22 protein-coding genes and 1 pseudogene are annotated in these 17,680 nt (G+C 63.5%); 8 read left to right on the forward strand and 15 right to left on the reverse strand.

Features of this window, described 5'->3' with window-relative positions; genetic code table 11:
• The first annotated feature begins 3 nt into the window (after positions 1–3).
• Positions 4–1,227 carry a TPM domain-containing protein gene (locus AB4N98_RS23915; RefSeq protein ID WP_460148953.1) on the forward strand — a complete coding sequence of 408 codons (1,224 nt, stop codon included), beginning with the start codon at positions 4–6 and terminating at the stop codon, positions 1,225–1,227.
• Positions 1,228–1,249: 22 nt separating this feature from the next.
• Here the strand turns inward: AB4N98_RS23915 and AB4N98_RS23920 are convergent, their stop codons facing one another.
• Together AB4N98_RS23920 and AB4N98_RS23925 are read right to left on the reverse strand one after the other, a co-directional pair.
• Positions 1,250–1,675, reverse strand: coding sequence for a GNAT family N-acetyltransferase (locus AB4N98_RS23920; protein WP_017527293.1), 426 nt, complete (start codon positions 1,673–1,675; stop codon positions 1,250–1,252).
• Between the two features lie 17 nt (positions 1,676–1,692).
• Entirely contained in the window at positions 1,693–2,184 is a 492-nt protein-coding gene (locus AB4N98_RS23925) for a GNAT family N-acetyltransferase (protein ID WP_460148954.1), read from the reverse strand.
• An 80-nt stretch (positions 2,185–2,264) separates the two neighbouring features.
• Here AB4N98_RS23925 and AB4N98_RS23930 point away from each other — a divergent pair, with 80 nt between their 5' ends.
• The 3 genes from AB4N98_RS23930 (at position 2,265) to AB4N98_RS23940 (ending at position 4,401) form a co-directional block, all read left to right on the forward strand.
• A complete protein-coding gene (locus tag AB4N98_RS23930) occupies positions 2,265–2,735 on the forward strand; it encodes a GNAT family N-acetyltransferase (RefSeq protein ID WP_065878731.1) in 471 nt (156 codons plus the stop codon).
• 584 nt (positions 2,736–3,319) lie between these two features.
• Positions 3,320–3,706: a DUF488 domain-containing protein gene (locus tag AB4N98_RS23935; RefSeq protein ID WP_241664990.1), complete on the forward strand. Its 387-nt coding sequence runs from the start codon at positions 3,320–3,322 to the stop codon at positions 3,704–3,706.
• 365 nt (positions 3,707–4,071) lie between these two features.
• A complete protein-coding gene (locus AB4N98_RS23940; RefSeq protein WP_017527297.1) occupies positions 4,072–4,401 on the forward strand; it encodes a DHCW motif cupin fold protein in 330 nt (109 codons plus the stop codon).
• Between the two features lie 57 nt (positions 4,402–4,458).
• Here the strand turns inward: AB4N98_RS23940 and AB4N98_RS23945 are convergent, their stop codons facing one another.
• Positions 4,459–4,926 carry a copper chaperone PCu(A)C gene (locus AB4N98_RS23945; protein WP_068935791.1) on the reverse strand — a complete coding sequence of 156 codons (468 nt, stop codon included), beginning with the start codon at positions 4,924–4,926 and terminating at the stop codon, positions 4,459–4,461.
• Complete coding sequence (locus tag AB4N98_RS23950; protein WP_003174593.1) at positions 4,926–5,531, reverse strand: SCO family protein; 606 nt, start codon at positions 5,529–5,531, stop codon at positions 4,926–4,928. Before AB4N98_RS23950 ends, AB4N98_RS23945 begins: the two co-directional genes overlap by 1 nt.
• Before the next feature lie 181 nt (positions 5,532–5,712).
• On the opposite strand from AB4N98_RS23950, the gene AB4N98_RS23955 reads away from it, so the two are divergent.
• The 4 genes from AB4N98_RS23955 (at position 5,713) to AB4N98_RS23970 (ending at position 8,549) form a co-directional block, all read left to right on the forward strand.
• Positions 5,713–6,096, forward strand: a complete 384-nt coding sequence (locus AB4N98_RS23955; protein ID WP_017527299.1) for a DUF2946 domain-containing protein — start codon at positions 5,713–5,715, stop codon at positions 6,094–6,096.
• 62 nt (positions 6,097–6,158) lie between these two features.
• Entirely contained in the window at positions 6,159–6,704 is a 546-nt protein-coding gene (locus AB4N98_RS23960; RefSeq protein WP_065878735.1) for a putative natural product biosynthesis protein, read from the forward strand.
• Positions 6,705–6,771: 67 nt separating this feature from the next.
• Positions 6,772–7,215 carry a membrane protein gene (locus AB4N98_RS23965; RefSeq protein ID WP_017527301.1) on the forward strand — a complete coding sequence of 148 codons (444 nt, stop codon included), beginning with the start codon at positions 6,772–6,774 and terminating at the stop codon, positions 7,213–7,215.
• 77 nt (positions 7,216–7,292) lie between these two features.
• On the forward strand, positions 7,293–8,549 hold the full coding sequence (locus tag AB4N98_RS23970) for an oxygen-independent coproporphyrinogen III oxidase (protein ID WP_065878826.1): 1,257 nt from the start codon (positions 7,293–7,295) through the stop codon (positions 8,547–8,549).
• A 73-nt stretch (positions 8,550–8,622) separates the two neighbouring features.
• On the opposite strand, the gene AB4N98_RS23975 is transcribed toward AB4N98_RS23970, so the two are convergent.
• The 11 genes and pseudogenes from AB4N98_RS23975 to AB4N98_RS24025 all read right to left on the reverse strand — a co-directional run bounded on the left by AB4N98_RS23975 (position 8,623) and on the right by AB4N98_RS24025 (position 17,532).
• Positions 8,623–10,077, reverse strand: coding sequence for a nitrite reductase (locus AB4N98_RS23975; RefSeq protein ID WP_065878736.1), 1,455 nt, complete (start codon positions 10,075–10,077; stop codon positions 8,623–8,625).
• Positions 10,074–10,898 carry a uroporphyrinogen-III C-methyltransferase gene (gene cobA, locus AB4N98_RS23980; RefSeq protein WP_017527304.1) on the reverse strand — a complete coding sequence of 275 codons (825 nt, stop codon included), beginning with the start codon at positions 10,896–10,898 and terminating at the stop codon, positions 10,074–10,076. Before cobA ends, AB4N98_RS23975 begins: the two co-directional genes overlap by 4 nt.
• Before the next feature lie 45 nt (positions 10,899–10,943).
• Positions 10,944–12,125, reverse strand: coding sequence for a heme d1 biosynthesis radical SAM protein NirJ (gene nirJ / locus AB4N98_RS23985; protein ID WP_065878738.1), 1,182 nt, complete (start codon positions 12,123–12,125; stop codon positions 10,944–10,946).
• A gap of 12 nt (positions 12,126–12,137) precedes the next feature.
• Positions 12,138–12,637: pseudogene (ahbB, locus tag AB4N98_RS23990) on the reverse strand (siroheme decarboxylase subunit beta).
• On the reverse strand, positions 12,612–13,055 hold the full coding sequence (locus AB4N98_RS23995) for an Lrp/AsnC family transcriptional regulator (RefSeq protein ID WP_017527307.1): 444 nt from the start codon (positions 13,053–13,055) through the stop codon (positions 12,612–12,614). Before AB4N98_RS23995 ends, ahbB (AB4N98_RS23990) begins: the two are co-directional and overlap by 26 nt.
• Positions 13,048–13,536 carry a siroheme decarboxylase subunit beta gene (gene ahbB / locus AB4N98_RS24000; protein ID WP_065878740.1) on the reverse strand — a complete coding sequence of 163 codons (489 nt, stop codon included), beginning with the start codon at positions 13,534–13,536 and terminating at the stop codon, positions 13,048–13,050. Before ahbB (AB4N98_RS24000) ends, AB4N98_RS23995 begins: the two co-directional genes overlap by 8 nt.
• Before the next feature lie 23 nt (positions 13,537–13,559).
• A complete protein-coding gene (locus AB4N98_RS24005) occupies positions 13,560–14,018 on the reverse strand; it encodes an Lrp/AsnC family transcriptional regulator (RefSeq protein WP_017527309.1) in 459 nt (152 codons plus the stop codon).
• A gap of 1 nt (position 14,019) precedes the next feature.
• On the reverse strand, positions 14,020–15,189 hold the full coding sequence (locus AB4N98_RS24010; RefSeq protein WP_065878742.1) for a cytochrome D1 domain-containing protein: 1,170 nt from the start codon (positions 15,187–15,189) through the stop codon (positions 14,020–14,022).
• The gene (locus tag AB4N98_RS24015; RefSeq protein ID WP_135196930.1) at positions 15,186–15,503 is read right to left on the reverse strand and encodes a c-type cytochrome; all 318 of its coding nucleotides are present in this window, start codon (positions 15,501–15,503) and stop codon (positions 15,186–15,188) included. Before AB4N98_RS24015 ends, AB4N98_RS24010 begins: the two co-directional genes overlap by 4 nt.
• A gap of 16 nt (positions 15,504–15,519) precedes the next feature.
• A complete protein-coding gene (locus AB4N98_RS24020) occupies positions 15,520–15,834 on the reverse strand; it encodes a c-type cytochrome (protein ID WP_068935796.1) in 315 nt (104 codons plus the stop codon).
• A 24-nt stretch (positions 15,835–15,858) separates the two neighbouring features.
• Positions 15,859–17,532: a cytochrome D1 domain-containing protein gene (locus AB4N98_RS24025; RefSeq protein ID WP_017527313.1), complete on the reverse strand. Its 1,674-nt coding sequence runs from the start codon at positions 17,530–17,532 to the stop codon at positions 15,859–15,861.
• Between the last annotated feature and the right edge of the window lie 148 nt (positions 17,533–17,680).

The raw sequence follows: 17,680 nt of genomic DNA on the forward strand, positions 1-17,680 counted from the left end.
AACATGATGCGGTGGTTGCGGCAATCTGTCTTGAGTCTGCTGGTGCTGGCGTGCGCCAGCCTGTTTAGCACCGTCCAGGCTGGCTCTTCGCCCATTGGCGTGGCGCTCGACCAGCGGGTGATTGACCTGACCAACACGCTGGATGCCGACACCACCACCCGTCTGGCAGACCAACTCGCCGCCCTTGAGCAGCGCAAAGGCGCGCAAGTGGCCGTGTTGCTGGTGCCCACCCTCGGCGACGCGAACCTCGAGGAGTACACCAACCAACTGTTCCGCGCCTGGAAACTGGGGCGCAAGGACGTCGACGACGGCATTCTGCTGCTGGTGATCAAGGATGATCGCAAGGTGCGCATCGAAGTGGGCTATGGCCTGGAAGGCACCGTCACGGACCTGTTGTCCCACCGCATCATTGAAGAACGCATCAAGCCGGCGTTTCGTCAGGGCGACTATGCGGGCGGCATCAGCCAGGGCGTCGATGACCTGGTCATGCTGGTGGACGGCGGCGACTTGCCCGAGGTCGCCAAACCTGGGGTAAACCCCCAGATCATCGCGATGCTGCTGGCATTTATCGCGGGCGCCGTCGGCGGTGTACTGCTCGCCGCCGGCAAGCTGCATTGGCGCCGCGCCTTGATTGCCGCAGTGGCGGTTACGCTGTTGCTGGCGATTTTTGGCGGTGGTAGCGAATGGCTTTTGTGCCTGCTGGTGATGCCGCTGGTCATGCTGATCGGCGGCGCGACGTTCGGCGCGTTGTGGCTGGCGCGCGCGGTGTTTTATGGCGTCATCGGGTTGCTGGCCTACATCCTGGGCCTGGTTGTGGTGAATCATCAGTTCGCCGAGGTCAATTTCAGCCATTGGCTGGCGTATCCGCTGGGTGTGTTGGTGGTGCTGGGGCTGTACCTGGTGCTGTTCGCGGTCATGCGGGCGGCCTGGAAGCAAAGCCGCGCGGGTTTTATCGCGCGGTTGCTGGCGGCGGTGGCGGTGTATGTAGGGGCGGGAACGCTGATGGACCTAGGGCGCAACAGCTGGCTGTTTGCATTCCCCATCGCCTCGTTTGCGGCGCTGTTCATCTTCATCAAGACCAGCGGCGGGTCGGGGTCGAGTTCGGATTCGGATTCAAGCTCAAGCTCTAGCTCAAGCTCGGATTCCAGCTCGAGCTCCAGCAGTTCCAACAGCTCTTCTGGTGGTGGCGGTTCCAGCGGCGGCGGCGGGGCTTCGGGGAGCTGGTAGTAACGCGCTTTTCCGCTCGCCGTTACAGCCGCTTGGACATAAACACCCGGCTGCTGCCCTCTGGCGCACAGGGTATTTCGCCGAACCGCACCCAGCCGTTCTTCTCGTAAAACCCCGGCGCCTGGAAGCTGATGGTGTACAGCACGGCATTCAGGCAGCCTCGGCGCCGGGCTTCGTCCTCAAAGGCTTGCAGCAAACGGCTGCCCAGGCCTGTGCCGCGCAGGGTGGCGGGCACGTGGAACAGGTCGAGAAAGGCCATGCCCAGCGTGGTTTTACCCGTGATGCCGCCGATGACCTGCCGGGTCTCGGGGTCCTTGATCAACACGGTGAGCGGCAGGCGGTCGTTGTAGCCGGTGACACCTTCGTTGAACGCGGCCAAGCCACTGCCCAGCACGCGCTCGGCGTCGGGGTTGGCGTGGTCGCTGATTTCAATAATCGGTGCGGTCATTACGAACTCTCCGTCTGTTAGAGCGCCATCACCATCTCATGCCACGCCATGCCGCCATGATCCGAGGGTGAAGGCCGCACATAGGTGTAGCCCATATGTTCGTACAACGGCACATGCCGCGCCTTGCACATCAAGTGAATCGTGCGCTTGCCCAGCGCCTGCACGCGCCGCACAAACTCGCTCATCAGCCGCTGGGCGTAGCCGTTGCGCTGATGCGCGGGGTCGACCACCACCGACATGATCACCACATTCGGCGCCTCGGGCGCATGCCCCACCAACTCCTTGAACGCCTCGTCGGACATCACCACTTCGTGGGCGCAACCACTGTTGATAAACCCCACCACCTCGCCGTTGGCTTCCAGAATCAGAAAGCCTTGCGGGTACTGCGCAATGCGCGTGGCGATTTTTTCCAGGGTCGCGGCTTCGTCGCCTTCATAGGCGCTGGTTTCAATCTCGAAGCAGCGGGCGGCGTCGGCGGGGAGGGCGTTGCGCAGGGTGAGGGCGGGCATGCGGGTTCCTGGGGGGAGGGAAAGGCCATATGATAAATACAAACCGACAGGGCACCAAAAACAGATAAAGGAAGGACCCCTTGCTGAAAATAAAACGCGCCACACCCGAGGATGCCGATGCCGCTTTCAACATCCGCCGCGAAGCCATACGCGGCCAATGCATCGGCGCCTACACCGCTGAGCAAATGGCGCTCTGGACCCGAGGCCGGGCCGAGGATGGCTACAGCGCGTTGATGGATAAACCGTTCTACCTGGGCTGGATAGACGATGAGCCTGTTGCCACCGGCATGCTCGACCTTGCCAACAACGAAGTGGGCGCGTTGTTTGTGCTGCCGCAATTCATCGGGCGCGGGTACGGCAAGGCGATGCTTGACCACCTTGAAGACGTTGCGCGGGCATTGGAGATAAAGGAAGTGGTGCTGGATGCGACATTGAATGCCGCGAGCTTCTATCGGGCGTGTGGATATGTGGGCGAGCGGCAGGCTATTTACCATTCGCCCTCGGGGTTGACGTTGGCGTGTATCCCGATGGCTAAGCGACTAAGTGCGTAAGGCACTCTTTCAACGACGCAGGAGCCCATCGGTGTGAGCGCTCGAGCTTTGGCGAGGCCGCGATGGAGGCGCTACAAAAAGGACGACCACCTTGCCGCTGCGATACAGTCTGGGTGGCAGCTGTGCGCGGGTTTGCAGACCAGGAAGAATCACCCCCGGCAGACCGGAAGGTCTCCCACGCATAGTAGCCATAAATCGAGACGCAGGCGGGCTCCGCCTGCGGGTCTGATGACTGTGCAGGTTGATTCTAGTGTGTAGTGCTGCGAAACCCCGTCGCTGACCAAAATCGGCGACGGGGCGAACAAAAAGTGCCCTCCGTCGAGGTGCAATCAAGAGGATGTAACCATGCTACTGGCGAACCGCGTCCGTCCGCACACTTGACCGTAAACCTTCTGCTGCGCCCGTCATTCTCAAAGCCTGACCCATTGTCACCGATGATATAGTCCCGGCGTTTTTTACCCTTAATCGCGCCGGGAGACTCCAGGAGAATCTGCATAAACCTTTACACCGCAGGCTATGAGGGCCTCAGTCTCAATGCCTTCATCGCGCGCCTGAAGCAGGCCGGGATCGACAAGGTGCTGGATGTGCGTGAATACCCGCTATCGCGCAAAAAGGGCTTCTCCAACAATGCCTTTGCCCAGTGTCTGGCCGCTGAAGGCATCGCCTACGAACATAGTCGTGCGCTGGGTTGCCCTAAACCGATACGCAAGCAATACAAGGAGGACGGAGACTGGGCTGCGTATGCTTGCGGCTTTCGAGCGTATATCCGCACTCAAGGCACGGTGCTCAAAGCGTTAGTGTGCAGCACGGCTGACCAGCGGATCTGCATGGTCTGTTATGAGGCGGACGCTGCTTTTTGTCATCGCAGCCTGATCGCTGAAGCAGCCCAGGGGCTGGACAGTTCGCTGCAAACCCAGCATCTACCTCTCAGAACAGAGCCATTTGCTGATCGCCTGCTGTCGGTCGCCTAGGCGGATAAATCAGGCTGACAATCAGCCACTGTCCCGGAAAACGATGGAGGGTGCCCATTAACAGCATTAAATCCTTGGTGGTTAGTTCGGTTTCCAATTTGTGTCTGAACGGGACTTCCCAGTCGTTTGCCCCGTGTTTGCGAAACACATTTCGATAGAGCTGGCTGGCTTCCCAGTCATCGAAGAGCTGCCAGAAAGACTTGTAACTACACATGGATAGATCACGCGAGGCGCCTAGATCCTTGTCGGCGCAAACTCCGAAAAGTCCCCACCGCCTGTATCCCAAAAAACCCTGCCATCTGTGCCTATCGCCCATCGCTCGGGGCGACTAGCCTCACACCACGCTAACTGACGACCGAGCACCCATGGACCTCACCGCTGTCCCCTTTGGTACCACCGACTGGTCCACCGTCGACCCCGTCGTTCATCCCGGCGTCACGGGCAGCGCGCTATGGCGTACCCGCCATTTCGGCACCACCCGCGTACGCACAGTGGAATACACCCCAGGCTACCTGGCCGATCATTGGTGTACGCGTGGGCATGTGCTGTTGTGCCTGGAAGGCGAGTTGCACACGGAGTTGCAAGACGGTCGCCGGTTCACGCTGACGGCCGGGATGAGTTACCAGGTGGGCAATGACATGGAGGCGCATCGCTCTTCGACGAGCGTTGGGGCGAAGCTATTTATCGTGGATTGAGGGCCTGGATACCTGTGGTAGGGAGCAAGCCCCCTCCCACAGTTGAACCGTTGTGTGTCAGTGCATCTGGCTATGGTCCATGCCATCCAACCCACGCGCGGTTGCAGTCACGTCAACCGTCTGTTTTTCCCCCTTGGCGTTTTCCACGGTCAAGGTCAGTGGCACCTGGTCGCCTTCCTTGATCTGCCCGGTCAGGCCCATCAGCATCACGTGATAACCGTTCGGGTCGAGCTTGACCGCTTTGCCGGCCGGCAGCGCAACCGAGTCCACCGGGCCCATGCGCATTACGTCGTCGCGCATGCTCATTTCATGGATCTGTACGTCTTTGGCCACCGGCGAGGCCACACGCAGCAATTTGCTGTCGCTGTCGGCGGTGATGGTCATGAACGCGCCGCTGGATGGCTGGCCCGGCACCGAGGCGCGTACCCAGGCGTCGGTCACTTGCACCTGGGCGCTGGCGTGTGCGGCGAAACCCAGCAGGGCGAGGCTTAAGGTCAAGCGCTTGAGGTGTTGAACGGCAGTCATTAGCAGACCTCCATGACGGTGAGCAGGTCTTCTGCGCACTCTTTAGCGGTAAGGGACGCCTGCAGGCCCAGGCGCAGGTTGCCACGGGTGTCGAAGACAAAACTGGTGGCGGTGTGCGACAGGGTGTAGGTGTCGCCGGCGGGGATTTTTTCATAAAAGATCCCGAACTCCTTGGCGGCCACGGCGATTTCTTCCGGGGTGCCGTAGAGCGCTTCGAAGCTGGGGTCGAAGGCCTTGACGTACTTGTCGAGAATTTCCGGTGTGTCGCGCTCCGGGTCCAGGGTGATGAAAATCACCTGCATGATCTCGCCGTCACGGCCCATCAGCTTCTTGGCCTGGGCGGCGCGAGCCAGTGTGGTGGGGCACACGGCCGGGCACTGGGTGAAACCGAAGAACACCACCGGCATCAGGCCACGGTAGGAACTGAGGGTGACGGTGTCGCCCTCGGTGTTCTTGAGCTTGAAGGTGCGGCCCATGATCTTGTCGCTCAAGTCCTTGCCGTACTTGAAGTTCAATCGGGGGCTGTTGTCACAACCGGCCAGCAGGCCCAGACCCAGCAGGCTCATGCCGGTGAGGACCTTGCGGCGGGTGAATAACGTACTCATCAACTGTGCGTCCTGTGAAACGCCTGCATTGCTCTGGATCTACACATCAGGCTTTGAAAAGGAGTAAACGAGGAGGGCGCCCAGTCTACCAACCCAGGCCTGCGTGCGTAATCTGCGACGTTCTGCCACAGGGGCGCGCTGCGTTTCGTCCCTTTGCGGCTTCGGTGGTAGAGTCGCCGCCATGAATTCAAGCCACCCCGACCGTTCACTGATCGCCTGGACCCTGTACTTCTGCGTGCTGATGAACCTGTTCGCGTGCGGTTTGGGCCATGGCCGGATGATGGGCCAGGAGCTCAACGGGATCGGTGGGGCGTTCTGTTCGGTGAGCGGTAAACAGGCGCCACTTTCCGACAAAGGGTTAAACGACGCAGCCTCCAGCAACATCTCGAACTACTTTGCCTGCCCGGTGTGCGCCGCCTTGACCGTCGCCCTGGTGTTCCTGATCGGCCTGGCCTGGCTGCTGGGCCTGGGGCAAACCCCACGCCGTGCCTGTGCCCAACGCAACAAGGCGCCGCCGCGTTACGCCTGGCCCTCGGCCAACCCCCGCGCTTCACCCGCATTCTGACGTGTGCCCTGTGCCTCCTGTGATCAGGCGGCGTTCTATCGTCACGACTGTGAGTGCATGTTATGAACCCTCAATTGCCTGCAGGTGCCCGTCACTTGGTGAGCAAGGCATCCCGTCGCCCGCGCGCGGAACCGGCGCGGGCGGAATACCCAAGCAATGCCCGTAGCTTCGTGCACCTGGATGCACGCCTGTTGCCGTACTGGCACAGCCTGTTCGACATCTGCCCGGCCTTGCTCAAGCTCGACCCGCCCGACGGCTTGAACCTGTTTCGCAGCTTCATGACCTGGGCCTATCGCAACCGGCCGGCGCGGGATTGGACCTACCACCTGAACGTCTGCCGCTGGCTGCTCGGCTCGTCGTATCGCATGCAGGTCGACGACGAACCGATCGAAGCCTTCATGGCCGCCGCCGCTGCGTGCTGGGCCAACACCGATGACAGCCCGGCCCATGGCGTGGTGCTCGCCTGGAAAGGGCTAAAGGTGTTCGATTGGAAAAACGCCCCGCCCCCCCACGCCGAACAACGGCCTTTGCCGCCCTCGGAGGGGGACTTCGCCTGGTGCCCGCTGGCGGCGCGCGGTGGTTTCAGCGGTTGGCTGCCGGTGCCTTGACCGGCATCAAGGCGCACGCTGACGCCGGCCCTCACACTGGAGGCCCGGCGCGACCTGCGAGGCCATCATGCTTTATCTGTTGTTTCTTCTGGCCCACCTGTTTGCTGCGCTGATTTTTATCGGCACGGTGTTTTTCGAGGTGCTGATCCTGGGGCATTTGCACCGGCTGTTGCCGGCCCGCGTGATGGTGTTGGTGGAGCAGGGTGTCGGTCGGCGCGCCCGGGCGCTGATGCCTTGGGTATTGCTGGTGCTGTTCGGCGCGGGGCTCGGCATGGTCTGGTTGCGTTACCGGCCCGTGCTCGCCGCCCCCTGGGCCTCCTCATTCGGCACCTTGTTGACGCTCAAGCTGGTCCTGGCCGCCAGCGTGCTCGCGCATTTTTTGCTGACCATGGCGCGCATGCGCTGGGGCAGCGTCAGCGCGCGCTATATCCGTCTGGTGCACCTGAGCCTGTTCGGCCATATGGTCGCCATCGTGCTACTGGCCAAGAGCATGTTCTACCTCACCTGGTAGCGCCCTTGATGCATATCAAGGTGCGCCGTGGCGTCGCACCGGACAATGGCTCACCGTCGCCTGATCCGGAGTCCGTCATGCACACTGTCATTCCACTCGCTCGCGCACCCCAGGCCCAAGGCGTGCTGGACCTGAATGGGCAGGCCGACAGACGCAGGTTCCACGCCGGTGTTGGTTCCCTCGACGTGTTGCGCGCCTTGCGCGGCAGCCGCCAGTGTCAACGCCCACTGGCGCTTAACCTGCACTGGCCGGCGAGCCCGCCAAGCGATGCTTACCGCCGCAGCCTGGCCCAGGAAATCCAGTTGGTCGGCTGCCACCTGGGCCGGCGCCAACCGGTGGACTATTTGCAGTGGCGCGGGGCGGCGCCGATTGAGGATGTGCAGGCCCTGATGACCGCCCTGCGCGAGCGTTTCAACGTGCTTGAGCATGGCCGTGGCGACTACGGCATCGACCTCGACCCGCGCCGCACCGACTGGGCCACTGTGGGCCTGCTGCGCGAGTTGGGGTTTAACCGCGTTTGCATTGGCGTGCCCGATGCGCGTGTCGAAGATCCCCAGGCCGATTACCGCGACCCGGCACCCATCCAGTCGTTGATCGACGCGGCGCGCACGTTTGATTTTCGCTCGGTGAGTGTCGACCTCGGCTACGGCAGCGCCTGGCAGACCCTTGCCAGTTTCGAGCTGAAACTGGCCAGCCTGATCGCCCTGGAGCCGGACCGCCTGCACCTGTTCGACTACGTCCAACCGCCCAGCCGTTACCGTGCGCAGCCGCACCAGGCCGCTTGCGGCGAGGCGGATAAAACCGCCATGCGTCAACTGGCCTTCGAACGTCTCGACGCAGCCGGCTACCACTACATCGGCCTCGGCCAATTTGCCCGTGGCGACGACGACCTCACCCAGGCCCAGGAGCGCGGTCGGCTCAGCCGCACCTGCGAAGGCTTCAGCCTGCATGGCTATTGCGATCACATCGGGCTGGGCCTGGGCGCCATCAGCCAGATCGACACCTTGTGTGCGCAAAACAGCAGCGCCGAACACGCCTACGCCCAGGCCCTGGGCAACGGCCAACTGCCGACTTGCCAAGGCTGGCGGCGCGAAACCGGCGATGCGCTGCGTGAGCAGGTGAGCGAGCGCCTGGCCTGTGACCTGGAGCTGGATATCCAGGCGATCGAGCGACGTTACGGGCTGATCTTCAGCCGGTATTTCTCGGCGATCTGGCCGCTGCTGGAGCAGTGGGACCGTGACGGCTTGATCGAATTGTCGGCGCAGTTCCTCTGCGTGCTGCCGGCCGGGCGCCGGCAAGTGGATGAGCTGTGTGCGGCATTCGCCGCCCCCTAGACCCCGCGATCCCACTGTGGGAGGGGGCTTGCTCCCGATAGCGTCCCAACACTCGGTGCCCCGCCTGACGCCCTCAGTGAGACGTCCCCTCGGCAAATTCAATCTTGTTGCCCACGTTGTATTTGCCCGATGGCTTGTTCATGGGCAGGCGCTTGATCTCCTTGAGGGTCTGGCTGTCATACACGATCAGCGCACCGTCGGTGGCCCAGATACTCAGCAGCACATAACGCCCATCGCGGGTGAATTCCACATGTGCGGCGGTCTTGCCCGGTACCGGGCGCAAGGTGTGGGCGATCTCCAGGGTCTGCTTGTCGATCAGGTGGATCGCATCGTTATCCGGCCCGAAAAACACATCGCTCCACACATAGCGCGAGCGCACATGGCTGCGCATGAAAAAGCCGGGGCCCAGGGTGGGGATCTGCTTGATCGGCTTCCAGGTCGCCACGTCGAGCACGCTGATTTGCCCCTGGCTGATATTCGGGGTGGCGAACACCCACTTCCCATCGCGTTGCCAATAGGTGCCGGAGCCCAGGTGCGGCATGCCCGCCAGGGGGATATCGCGGACCACCACGCCGGAGTCCAGGTCGATTACCTGGCCGCCACCGGCCTTGCGCGACGTGGCCAGCAACTGGCGGTAATCCGGGGTGAACGAGAAGTCATCGAGCACATCGCGGGCGGCAATGCGCCGGGGTTCGAAGCTCGGCTGCGCGGCGGCGTAGGGTAATTCCCAGACTTCATTCACGTCCTTGAGCGCCACGATAAAACTGTCGCGCGGCGGCGCTGTGTACACCGCGCTGACCCGTGAGCCGGTGGGCAGGGTCTTGACCAGTGACAAGTCGCGGGCATCGAGCACCACCAGGTTACCCGGCAGGTAGTTGCCCACCAGCACCCAGCGGCCGTCCTTGCTCACCGCCAGGTTGCGGGTGTTGAGCCCGGCACGGATTTCGGCGATCAGCTTGAGGTTGTGCAGGTCGTACAGGCTGATCCAGCCGTCCCGCGAGGCGAAGTACACAAAGCGCCCGTCCGGGGAAAACTTGGGCCCGCCGTGTACCGCGAAATGGCTGGCAAAGCGGTCGAGGACGGTAAAGCGGTCGCCGTCGAGAATGTCGATGTGATGGTCGCCCGATTCCACCACCACAAACAGGTTGAGCGGGTCGGCCGGGTGTTGCGGCGTGGTCGGTAGTTGGCTCAGGTCGGCCAGCAGGCGATGGCTGCCGCGGATGTCCGGCTCGTTCCAGGTCGCCGGCGTGACGGGCGGCTGTTGCAGAAAACTCGCCAGGCCGTCGATCTGTGATGCGCTCAGTTGGGGTGAAAAAGCCGCCATCTGACTGGCCGGGCGGCCTTGCGCGATGACCTTGCGGACCTCGTCCGGCTTGATTCGCCCCAGGCTTTCTGGAAGCAACGCCGGGCCGGTGGCGCCGATGCGGTTGAGCCCGTGGCAGCCTTCGCAATAGCGCTGGTAGTCCTCGGCGGGTGTGCCGTGGGCGGCGCCGGCCCACAGCAGCGGCACCAGCAGCAGGCGTTTCATACCGTCACCGGTCGGCGCGGCGCCGCCAGGCTGGCCGGGTAGTGCAGCGCGGCGTCGGCAAACAGGTTGACCACCTGGCCGATCACCGTGAGGGTGGGTACGCCCGGCTCACAGTCGGCGGCCAGGGTGGGCAACTGGCGCAAGGTGCCCCGGGCCACGTGCTGGTCGGCGCGCGCGCCATTGCTGATCAACGCCGCCGGCGTGTCGCCCGGCAAACCGGCGGCCACCAGGTGTTCGGCGATCAGCGCCAGGTTCGACAAGCCCATGTAGAACACCAGGGTCTGGCTCGGCTCGGCGAGGCTGGCCCAGGGCAGTTTCAACGCGCCATCGCGTTGCAAATGGCCGGTGACAAAACGGCAGGAGTTGACCAGGTCGCGGTGCGTCAACGGGATACCGGCATAGGCGCTGCAACCGGCCGCGGCGGTGATGCCCGGCACCACCTGGCAGGGAATGTCCCGCGCCAGCAGGTACTCCAGCTCTTCGGCGCCGCGCCCGAAAATAAACGGGTCGCCGCCCTTGAGCCGCACCACGCGTTGGCCCTCGTCTGCCAGCTCGGCCAGCAGTTCGTTGAGTTGAGCCTGGGGCAGGCTGTGGTAACCGCTGGCCTTGCCCACGTAGTGGCGGGCGCAGCTCAAGGGGATCAGGGCCAGCAGCTCGGCGCTGATCAGCCGGTCGAATACCACCGCGTCGGCCTGCATCAACAGGCTCCAGGCGCGCAGGGTCAACAGGCGTGGGTCACCGGGCCCGGCGCCGACCAGGGCGACTTCGCCGGGGTGGAAGGGGCTGTGCAAACTGGCGGGTAAGGGTGTGGGCGTGGGCATGAGACATCCTTGGTTCATCATCAGGTTGGGCGGCCCCCGGTTGTGTCACTGGGTGGTCGAGCAAGGGATCAGGTTGGCCGGCTGGCGGGCGATTTCGGCATCGGTGAAGTAGCAACCGGGGTCCGCGCCCCAGAGGTCGCCATCGGCCCAGGCGCGGGTGCGCGTATTGCCGTTGCAGATCGCCAGCCAGCGGCAATCGGTGCAGCGCCCGCCGATGGCGCGCGGGTGTTCGCGCAGGCGCAGCAGCAAGGGGTCGGGCTGCTCCAGCCAGAGCTGGCGGAACGGCGTGTGGCGCACATTGCCTACCGAGTGCTGCCACCAGTAGGTGTCCGGGTGCACTTCGCCGGTGTTGTCGATATTGGCGATGCCGCTGCCCGACGCATTGCCGCCCCAGCCATGCAGCAGGTGTTCGAGCTGCGGGTAATGCTCGGGCAAATGCTGGTGCACCCATTGCAGCAACAGGATGGCGTCGGCGTCGTTGTTGCCGCTGACAAAGTCGCTGTACACACCGTTTTCAATGTCGCTCCAGGCCTGGCGAAAAATCAGTGCCATGGCGTCGCGGCTCATCTGACGGTGCGCATCCAGCTGGCGGCTGCGTTTGCCGCGGCCGCTGTAGTTGAGGTGCGACAGGTAGAATTTTTGCACGTCGTGGCTGCGCATCAATGCCAGCAATTGCGGCAACTGCGCATGGTTGGCCTGGGTCAGGGTGGTGCGCAGACCCACACGAATCCCGGCCTCGCGGCACAGGCCAATGGCATGCATCGAACGCTGGAAACTGCCGGGCATCTGGCGGAAGGCATCGTGGGTCGCTTCCAGGCCGTCGATGCTGATGCCCACATAGTCGAAGCGGGCGTCGGCGATCTGCTGGATATTGCCCTCGTCGATCAACGTGCCGTTGCTCGACAGCGCCACGAAAAACTTCAGCTTTCGCGCATAGGCACTGAGTTCAAAAAGGTCTTCGCGCAGCAGCGGCTCGCCACCCGAGAGGATCAACACGCGCACGCCGGCCGCGTGCAAGTCATCGATCACCCGCAACGCCGCCGGGGTGTCCAGCTCATCGCGAAACACGCTGTCGGCGCTGGTGGCGTAGCAGTGCTTGCAGGTGAGGTTACAGCGGCGCAACAGGTTCCAGATCACCACCGGTGCGCGCGGGCTGCCGGGAGCCGGGGTGCGGGGTGGCGCGCATTGGCCGGCGAGGGTGCGCAGGTACTGACTGATCCGCAGCATGGGGCATTCCTTCTAGTGCGAGGGGGGCAGGCGCAAGCCGGTTTTTTCAGGATGCGGCTGCTCACCAACATCTCGTCGGTGCGGCAGGCATCCCCCAGCAAAAACCGCAGGTGCTCGCGGTAGCTGTCGATTTCTTCGCGGCTGCGCCCGTGCACCATGGCGAACAGGTTGTACGGCCAATCCACGCGCCGTGGGCGGCGGTAGCAATGGCTCACGAACGGCTGCGCACCGATCAATTCGCCCAGGCGCGGCATCTGCTCATCGGCCACGTCCCAGACGGTCATGCCGTTATGGCGATAGCCCAGGCGGTAGTGGTTGGGCACCGCGGCAATGCGCCGGATCGCGCCTTCGGCCTGCAGGCGCTTGAGCAGGTCAAGGGTCGACTCGACGCCCAGGCCCAACTGCTCGGCCAGCCACGCCCAGGGGTCTTCCACCAGCGGCAGGCCGCTTTGGGTCAGGGCGATCAGGCGCAGGGCCAGCGGGGTTTCAGACTGGGAAATACACACCGACATGGTACGTTTGCTCCTTCGGCAGGTTGAGCACCGCCAGCCCCGTCAGGGCCTCGATGCGAGACAGGGTGGCGGCCAGTTCCGCCTCGCTGGCGCAGGCCAGCACAAACCACATGTTCCAACGGTGATCGCGGCGGTAGTTGTGGGCCACCTGCGCCAGTGCGTTGAGCTGCGCGGCCACCGCGTAGAAACGTGGCTCGGGCACCGCCAGCGCGGCCAGGGTGAAGGCACCGCCAAGCTGCTCAATATCGAACATCGGCCCGAAGCGGGTCAGCACGTCGTCCTCCAGCAACGCATGCAGGCGGTCGAGCAACTCACCGGGGTGGCTGTGCAGTTCCTCGGCCAGTTGCCGCCAGGGTTGGCGCACCAGCGGCAAGCCGCGTTGCAGGCGGTTGATCAAGCGGCGGTCGAGATCATCCATGGGCCCATACCTGTGAAGGCGGCGGCGCAAATCGCCCGCCGCATTGTTTGAACGCCTGGGTGCTGAACAGCAGTTGGTAGGGCAGGTCGCTGAGTTGTTGCTGGTGCAGCAACGCGTGGATATGCACGGTGACGGCCTCGCGCTCGCGGCCATGCACCATGCAGAACAGGTTGTAGCGCCACTGCGGCAAGCGCCGTGGCCGCTGGTAACACAGGTTGACCCCGTTGGCGCGGCCCAGGCGTGTACCGACTTCATTGACCAGCGCATCCGGCACATCGAGCACCAGCATGGCATTGGCCACGAAGCCCAGGGCGCGATGATTGAGCACCAGGCCGACGCGGCGGAACAGGCCTTGCTCGTGCCATTGGCGCATCTGCTGTAAAACCTGGTCGTGATGGGCGCCGATCTGCTCGGCCAGGCCGTCGTAGGGCCGTTTCACCAGGGGCAGGCCGCGTTCCAGGCATTGGCGCAGTTCGAGCATTTGTTCCTGGCTCAAGGGCGTGATCACGGGTGTGCCCCCAGGGAAAAGCCCAGGTCGATGCGGTAGGCGGTGAGCATCGGCAAATCCAGCGGGGTAAGGCCGGTGTCTTTTTCCAACTCATCGAGTATTTGCTGCAGGTGTTGGCGATGCGGGCCGGTCAATACAAACCACAGGTTGTAGTGGTGCTCGCGGGCATAGTTGTGGTTGACCTCCGGGTACTGGCTTACGCGCCGTGCCACGTGTTCCAGGCGCTCGACCGGCACCGCGAGCGCGGCCAGGGTGCTGGCGCCGGCGCGGGTGTGTTCGAACACCGGGCCAATGCGCGAGAGGGCGCCGGCCAGTTCCAGGCGTTGCAGGCAGGCCATCAACTCGGCCTCGCCGCAGCCCAGCACCTGGGCCATTTCCCGGTACGGTTCGGCGCACAGCGGCATGCCGTGCTGGTAACGCTCGATCAACTGTTGGCTGAGCAGGTCAAGGTCCATCTCAATACCCCATTTTTTGTGCGCGGCTGCTGAAGAAAATTCCGCTGGGACTCAAGGCCGGCAAGGTCTTGAGCAACGTCAGGCGATACGGGTCCCAGACCTGCACCTGTTCGCCGTCGCGCACCGACAGCCACAGCTGTTCGCCACGCCCGGTGAACTCCATGTGCAGCACGCCGGGGCCGGGGCGCAGGTCGGCGACGATCTGATGGGTTTCACTGTCGATCACCTGGACGCGGTCGTTGTCCGGGTAGGCGAAGTTGACCCACAGCTGGCGCCCATCCGGCCGCGCGGTGACGAAGATCGGCTGGCCGGCCACGGCAATCGCGGCGCTCTGTCGCCAGCTGCGCGCGTCCATTACCAGCACCTGGTGGCGGCCCACCGCCGGCACGAACGCCTGGTTGTCGGCCACGGCCCAGCCTTCCAGGTGGGGCATCTTGTAGACCGGCAGCCTGGCCTGGCCGCGGCCATAGTCGGCCAGCACGCGCTTGACGCCTTTTTCCGGGTGCCACAGGTCGAGTTGCGCCATGCCGTCTTCACCGAACAGCCCGGCCATGTAGTAACGGCCATCGGCGGTGATCAAGGCGTCGTAGGGTTGCTCGCCGATACCGGTGAAGCGGGTGATGTGCGGCGTGTCGCCCTGGCTGAAATCGGCGCTCCAGATTTCGCCGCTGTCGAACAGGCTGAACACGAAACGTTGACCGGGCGCATCCACCAGGCCCACCACCCGCGAGCGTTTACCGTCGGGCAACTGGCTGGCGGGGATATCGGCGACCAGCGCCAGGGTGGCGGCATCGAACACCTTGACGCCGCCGGGCTGATAGTTGGAGACGGCAATCAGGCGCCCATCCTGGCTGATGGCGCCGCCGATACTGTTGCCGCCCTGGAGGATGCGTTTTTCAATGCGCAGGCGGAGCAGATCGACTTTGCTCAGCCCGCCGTCACGGCCAAAAATATAGGCCATGCGCTGGTCGCGGGAAAACACCACCGAGGCATGGGACAGATCGCCCAGGCCCTCAATGCGCGCCAGCGTGGTCATGCCGCTGGTTTCAATGATTTGCGCGCTGGCGTTGGCGCGTTCGATCACCAGGCCCAGGTCGCCGCTGCCGCGCAGCGGTGGCTGGGTGCAGGCGCCGAGCAGCAGGCAGAAGGTTAAGAGCGTAGGGCGGATCATGGTGCCGGGCTTCCTTGCAAGAGGCGGTCGACCAGCCAGGCGATGTCGTCCGTGCTGAGCAATGGCGCCCAGCCCGGCATCGCGCGGGTGGGGCGGCCGTCAGTGACGGTGGCGATCAAGCTGTCGCGGCTTTGCCCGGCCAAGGCCTGGGGCGTCAGCGCCGGGCCCAGGCCGCCGGTGAGGTAGAGGCCGTGGCAGGCGCCACAGTCCTGGGTCAGCAGGTGCTCAAGGCGGGCAGCGTCGGGTGTCGCGGCTGCCCGTGTGGCAATCAGCAGGAGCAGCGCCATGGCGGTACCGATTATTGATGCTTGCATGGCGCGCTCCTCGTGCTTATTTCAGGCTCAGGATCCACTCGGCCAACACCTTGGCTTCGTCGTCCGTCACCGGGTTCGGCGGCATCGGGATAGGCCCCCAATTGCCCTGGGTGCCGTTCTTGATATGGCTGGCCAGGGTGGTGGCGGCGTCCTTCACACCGGTGTTCTTTTGCGCGACGTCTTTCAACGCCGGGCCGACCCGCTTGCTGTCGACGCTGTGGCAGGCGGCGCAGGGTTTGCTGTTGAACAATGCCAGGCCGTCTTGCGCCAGCGCCGGTTGCAGGCTGAGCGCGGCGGCGGATACCAGCAGTGCCAGGAGCCTATTTTTCATGGGGAGACCTCGTGTTGATGGGGCTCAATAAATGTCGTGTTGGGTGTTGTAGACATTGAATTTTCCGGTGGGCGTGATCAGGCGCTTGTCCCTGATCACCTGCTTGAGCTTCAAGGTCTTGTCGTCGATCACCACCAGCGCCGACTCTTCGGTCTGGCCGTTCCACACCGAGAACCACACCTCGTCACCGGCCTTGTTGTATTCAGGTTGCACCACGCGCAGCGCGCCTTGCTTGATCCCCGAATACTCGGCGATCGGCAGTACGCTGTAGCCCTTGTCCAACTGGTTTATGTCGAACACCGCCACCGATTGGCTCAGCTTGGTGTCGGGGTTCAGGGTGGTGTCGACGTACAGGTGATGGGAGTTGGGATGGGTCTTGATAAACAGCGAACCACCGCCTTGGCCCTTGAGCGATTCGACCTGTTTCCAGGCGTACTGCGCGTGCTTGACCGGGTCGGTACCGATCACCGAAATGCCGCCGTCGCCCAGGTGGCTGGTGGCCCACACCGGCCCATAGGTGGGGTGGATAAAATTGGCGCCACGCCCTGGGTGTGGGGTCTTGCCCACGTCCACCAGGGCGGTGAGCTTGCGCTCCCTGGAGTCGATCACCGCGACCTTGTTGGAATTGTTCGCAGCGGTCATGAAGTAGCGATGGGTGCTGTCCCAACCGCCGTCATGCAGGAACGGCGCGGCGTCGATGGTGGTGATGGTGAGGTTCTTGATGTCCTGGTAATTAACCAGCATCACCTTGCCGGTTTCCTTGATGTTGACGATAAATTCCGGCCATTCATGGGAGGCAATGATCGCCGCCACGCGCGGTTCGGGGTGGTACTCCTGCTTGTCCACGGTCATGCCGCGGGTCGAGACGATCTGTTTGGGCTCCAGGGTTTCGCCGTCCATGATGGTGAACTGCGGCGGCCAATAGGAACCGGCAATCGCATACGTGTCTTCATAGCCTTTGAACTTGGACGTCTCTACCGAGCGCGCTTCGATGCCCACCTTGATTTCGGCGACCTTGGTCGGCTCGGCTGGCCACAGGTCGATCATGTCGATCTTGGCGTCGCGGCCGATCACCAGCAGGTAGCGCCCCGACGCCGAGATCCGCGAGATGTGCACGGCGTAGCCGGTGTCGATGAGCTTGACGATCTGCTTGGTGTCGCCATCGACCAGGGCGATCTTGCCGTCGTCGCGCAGGGTCACGGAAAACAGGTTTTCCAGGTTGAGCATGTTCAGCTGTTTCTTCGGTCGGTCGGCGGGTTTGACCAGCACCTTCCAGGTCTTCAGGGTCTCGGCCATGCCCCATTCCGGCGGCGTGGGCGCGGTGTGCTGGATGAAGGTGGCCATGCTGGTGATCTGTGCTTTGGTCAGCGCGTTGGAGGTGCCCCAGTTCGGCATGCCGGCGGGGGAACCGTAGGTGATCAGCGCTTCCAGGTAGGCCTGGCCACGGGCCTGGGTGATGTCCGGCGTCAGCGGTTTACCGGTGGCGCCTTTGCGCAGCACACCGTGGCAACCGGCGCAGCGTTCGAAATAAATCTGCTTGGACGTATCGAAATCGGCCTGGCTCATATCCGGCGCGCCCGCCGTCTTTATCAGCGCGGGTTGTGTGTTGCCATGGGCGGTCAAGGGCAGTGCCAGGGCCAGCGCGCAACTCAGTGCGGCGAGGCTCGGGATGAAGGTGGTTCGGTTGCGAGTCAGCATTCCATTTACTCCTCAGGCAAGACCTTTGCGATGCCGCACAACAGGGTGCGGGGCGCAGGTTCTTAGTGCCCGGCCAGACTATGGCGCAGCGTTGCAATGCTCGCTTGACGGCGATCAAGTTTGCCTCGGGTAGCGCTTGCCAGGTTGT

The organism is Pseudomonas sp. S3_E10 (genome assembly GCF_054667615.1).